The sequence below is a fragment of the Pseudomonas sp. Sample_9 genome (genome assembly GCF_004307535.1).
Classification (GTDB): Bacteria; Pseudomonadota; Gammaproteobacteria; order Pseudomonadales; family Pseudomonadaceae; genus Aquipseudomonas; species Aquipseudomonas mercuritolerans.
Genome location: NZ_RAZO01000025.1, coordinates 1 through 4,165 on the forward strand (window position 1 = coordinate 1; position 4,165 = coordinate 4,165).

Annotated in this window: 3 protein-coding genes and 1 pseudogene; 3 read left to right on the plus strand and 1 reads right to left on the minus strand. The window is 61.8% G+C overall.

What is annotated here, in order from left to right; translation table 11 throughout:
- Nucleotides 1-173: pseudogene (locus tag D6877_RS01520) on the plus strand (lipase); the annotation flags it as partial.
- Nucleotides 174-295: 122 nt separating this feature from the next.
- Here D6877_RS01520 and D6877_RS01525 read toward each other — a convergent pair.
- Nucleotides 296-520, minus strand: a complete 225-nt coding sequence (locus D6877_RS01525; RefSeq protein ID WP_016774830.1) for a YgdI/YgdR family lipoprotein — start codon at nt 518-520, stop codon at nt 296-298.
- Nucleotides 521-715: 195 nt separating this feature from the next.
- Between D6877_RS01525 and D6877_RS01530 the strand changes: the two genes are divergently transcribed.
- Nucleotides 716-2,368 (plus strand): VRR-NUC domain-containing protein, encoded by a 1,653-nt coding sequence (locus D6877_RS01530; protein ID WP_130909635.1) that lies wholly within the window; start codon nt 716-718, stop codon nt 2,366-2,368.
- Nucleotides 2,365-4,165: DEAD/DEAH box helicase (locus D6877_RS01535; RefSeq protein ID WP_130909640.1), on the plus strand; the 1,801-nt coding region annotated here is incomplete at its 3' end. The genes D6877_RS01530 and D6877_RS01535, both read left to right, overlap by 4 nt.

Sequence of the window (4,165 nt, forward strand, 5' to 3'; positions counted from 1 at the left end):
CCGATGACAAACTGGTGTTTCTTGGCGTGCAGGGCGTATTGCCGGGGGATGATTTGCGCGCCCATGCGTCGGCGGTCGGGAAGGATACCGTGCTGACGTTTGGTGCGGATTCGGTGACGTTGGTGGGGGTGGCGCTTGGGAGTTTGAGTGCCGACGGGGTTGTTATCGCCTGAGGTTGATGCGGGGCCTTTGGCGGCCCCTTCGCGAGCAGGCTCGCTCCCACAGGGGATTTGTGGACGACGCAGATCCAGTGTGGGAGCGAGCCTGCTCGCGAAAAACGATCATTCAAGCCAAGTCAGTCTTCCTTGCGCACGGTCGCTACTTCATCAGCGCGAACCTTGACCTTGGCGCCGGAGATGTCTTCGAACTCATAGAAACCGTCTTCGGTCTCGGTCTTCGGCATGTCCTCGGTCAGGTACTGGGTGCCGTTCTGCAACGTCACCACGGTCTGGGTCGAACAGCCGCCCAGCGCCAACAGGGCTGCGACCGCTACAGGAATACCCAGCATCTTGATTTTCATACCCACCTCTGACTCCTTGCTTGAATGTGATTGCGGGCATTGTCGGCCCTGTAACGCGGTTGGTGCCAGCATCGGCGGAAAAGTTCGATGGCGGCGCAAAAAAATGCCATTGATCTTTTTCCGTTTGCGCCGGGCAGGGCTGAGCTGGTATCTGTACGCATAACCAGTGTTCGCTTGCCGTGGCTTTGAATTCCCGTGACCTCCAACCCTCTCGACGATCCGTTCTATTACCTCAACAACTTCCGGCAAGTGCTTGATTGGCTTGGGCTTCGCTATGCCGATGTGATGAACGAAAGCGAGCACGGCTTCATCCGCGACTTCAACACGCTGCCGCAAACCTCGCAGGGATTGCTGGTACGCATGGTCATGCGCAAGGGCATTCACTTTCGCGCGAGCAAACTCAATTATCTGGAAATCGGCGACATTGCCGAGGCGGCGCGGCCGTTGCTCGATCACGGCTGGCTCGATGAACACGCGGATTTGACACTGGCAGAACTGTTCGATGTCTTGCTCAAGGCCGAGCTTTTGCAGGCATTCGGCGCCTCTATCGAACAGCCGAAAGGGCGCAAGGATGAATGGCTGCCGGTGCTGGCCGAACAGTTCACCGACGCGCAAACCCTGCGCGCTTGGGCGCCGCAACTGGCTGAGCGGCTGTTCAGCCTGACCCTGATGGACCTGTGCGATCGCCTGCGCCTGATGTTCTTCGGCAATCTGTATCAGGACTGGTCGGAGTTCGTGCTGGCCGACCTGGGCATCTTTACCTATGAAAAAGTCGAGTTCTGCGCCGATTCCCGAGGCCTGCGCAGTCGCGAAGACGTCGACGCCTGCCTGTTCCTGCATCAATGCCAGTTGCGCTTCGAAGCCGGTGAAGCGCTGGACGAGATCGTCGAACAGATCAACGCCGTGCAATTCGACAACCCGTGGCTGCGCCGCCGGCAAGCCAAGGCGTTGTTCCAGATCGGCCAATACGCCGAGCGCATCGGCGACTTTGCCCTGGCCCTGAGTGTTTACCGCGACTGCGCTTATCCGGGCGCACGGCTGCGGATGATCCGTGTGCTCGAACGCTGCGGCGAATACGCGCTGGCGCTGGAGCTCGGCACGCTGGCCGAACAGGCCCCGCAAAGCGCGGCTGAGCAACAAGGTTTGCAGCGCATCGTCCCGCGCCTGCGGCGCAAACTCGGTGGCCCGCCGCTCAAGCGTGCCAAGGCCAGAGAGGTCGAGCGCCTCGACTTGCACTTGCCGCGCATCGATCCGGCGCGGTCGGTGGAATTTCACGTACAAGCGCACTTGCACGCCGATGACGGCCCGGTGCATTACGTCGAGAACAGCCTGATCAATTCGCTGTTCGGCCTGTTGTGCTGGCCGGCGATCTTCGCGCCGTTGCCGGGTGCGTTCTTTCACCCGTTCCAGCGCGGCCCGGTGGATCTGCTCAGCGAAGATTTCCTCGAGCGCCGCGCCGAGCTGTTCCAGGCCTGCCTGGGCGAACTCGACGACGGCCGCTACGTCGAGACCATCCGCCAGCGCTTCGTCGACAAGTGGGGCATCCAGTCGCCGTTCGTGTTCTGGGGCGCGCTCAATGAAGACTTGCTGGAGCAGGCGCTGGCCTGTCTGCCCGCCGAACATCTGAAACACTGGTTCAACCGATTGCTGCTCGACATCAAGGCCAACCGTGCCGGCATGCCGGACCTGATCCAGTTCTGGCCGCAGCACAAGACCTACCGCATGATCGAAGTCAAAGGCCCCGGCGACCGCTTGCAGGACAATCAGCTGCGCTGGCTGGAGTTCTGCCACGAGCACCAGATGCCGGTGGCCGTGTGTTATGTGCAATGGGCGGAGCAGAGCGCTTGAGCTACAGCGTTGCCGTGCGCGCATTGTGCGAGTTCACTGCCAAGACCGGCGACCTCGACCTGCGCTTCACCCCGTCACCGACCGCGCTGGAAGGCATCGTCGGCCATCGCACCGTGGCCTCGCGGCGCAGCGAGCAATACCAGAGCGAAGTGGCCCTGCAAGGTGAGTTCGGCGAGTTGAAGGTCAAGGGCAGGGCGGATGGCTACGATCCGGCGCAAAACTGCCTGGAAGAAGTCAAAACCTATCGCGGCGACCTGAGCAAGCAACCGGCCAATCACCGCCAGTTGCACTGGGCGCAGGCGAAAATCTACGGCTGGTTGATGTGCCAGAAGCTGCAACTGCAGCAGATCAATCTGGCGCTGGTGTATTTTGACGTCGTCAGCGAAAAGGAAACCTGTCTGGTCGAATCCCACAGCGCCGAATCGCTCCAGGGGTTTTTCGCGCAGCAGTGCGCTTTGTTCCTGCAATGGGCCGAGCAGGAAATGGCCCACCGCGAGGCGCGCAATCTGGCCGCGCAGCAACTGGCGTTCCCGCACGCGGATTTTCGTCCCGGCCAACGGCATCTGGCCGAATCAGTGTTCAAAGCCGTCAGCACCGGCCGCTGCCTCATGGCCCAGGCGCCGACCGGCATCGGCAAAACCCTTGGCACGCTGTTTCCGATGCTCAAGGCCTTGGCGCCGCAACAACTGGACAAGGTGTTCTTTCTCACCGCCAAGACTCCCGGACGCAAGCTGGCGCTGGATGCCAGCCAGGTGTTGTTCAGGCAAACGCCGGACTTGCCGCTGCGGGTGATGGAAATGGTTGCCCGCGACAAGGCCTGCGAACATCCGGACAAGGCCTGTCATGGCGAATCCTGCCCGCTGGCCCAGGGTTTTTATGATCGCTTGCCGGCCGCCCGCGGAGCCGCCAGCCGCATCAACCTGCTCGATCAGGCGGCGATGCGTGAAGTCGCCGCGCAGCACAGCGTGTGCCCGTACTACCTGAGTCAGGAAATGGCCCGCTGGGCGGATGTGGTGGTTGCCGACTACAACTATTACTTCGACTTCAGCGCGCTGCTGTTCGGTCTGGCCCAGCTCAATCAGTGGAAAGTCGCGGTGCTCGCCGACGAGGCGCACAACCTGGTCGAGCGCGGCCGGCAGATGTACAGCGCCAGCCTCGACCAGTTCACCCTCGCCAGCGTGCGCAAAACCGCGCCGGCCGCGCTGAAGAATTCGCTGCAACGGGTCAATCGCGAATGGAACGCGCTGCACGCGCCGCAACTGGCGGCGTATCAGGCCTACGACAAGGCGCCGGACAAACTCCTGCAAGCCATCTCCCTGTGTTGTGCGGCCATCGGCGATTACCTCAACGAACATCCGCAAGGCCTCGACAGCGGCCTGCAGAATTTCTATTTCGACTTGCTGCAATTCGCCCGGGTCGCCGAGCTGTACGACGAGCATTACCTGTTCGATATCAGCAAACGCGACCTCGACCGCAAGCGTCCACTGTCGCAACTTTGCCTGCGCAACGTGGTGCCGGCCGCGTTCATCGGCCCGCGCCTGAGCGCGGCGCGCAGCAGCGTGCTGTTCTCGGCCACGCTGAGCCCGCGCAACTATTACGCCGACCTGCTCGGCACGCCCGCCGATACGGTGTGCATCGACGTTGAATCGCCGTTCAGCGCCGAGCAATTGCAGGTGCACATCGTCAGCCAGATCTCCACGCGTTTTAACCATCGCCAAGCCTCGCTGGAGCCGATCGTCGAGCTGATCGCCCGCCAGTTCAGCGAGCGCCCGGGCAACTATCTGGCGTTCTTCAGCA

Coding starts and splice junctions, on each gene's coding strand:
- D6877_RS01525 (WP_016774830.1), bottom strand. CDS start 520: ATGAAAATCAAGATGCTGGGTATTCCTGTAGCGGTCGCAGCCCTGTTG.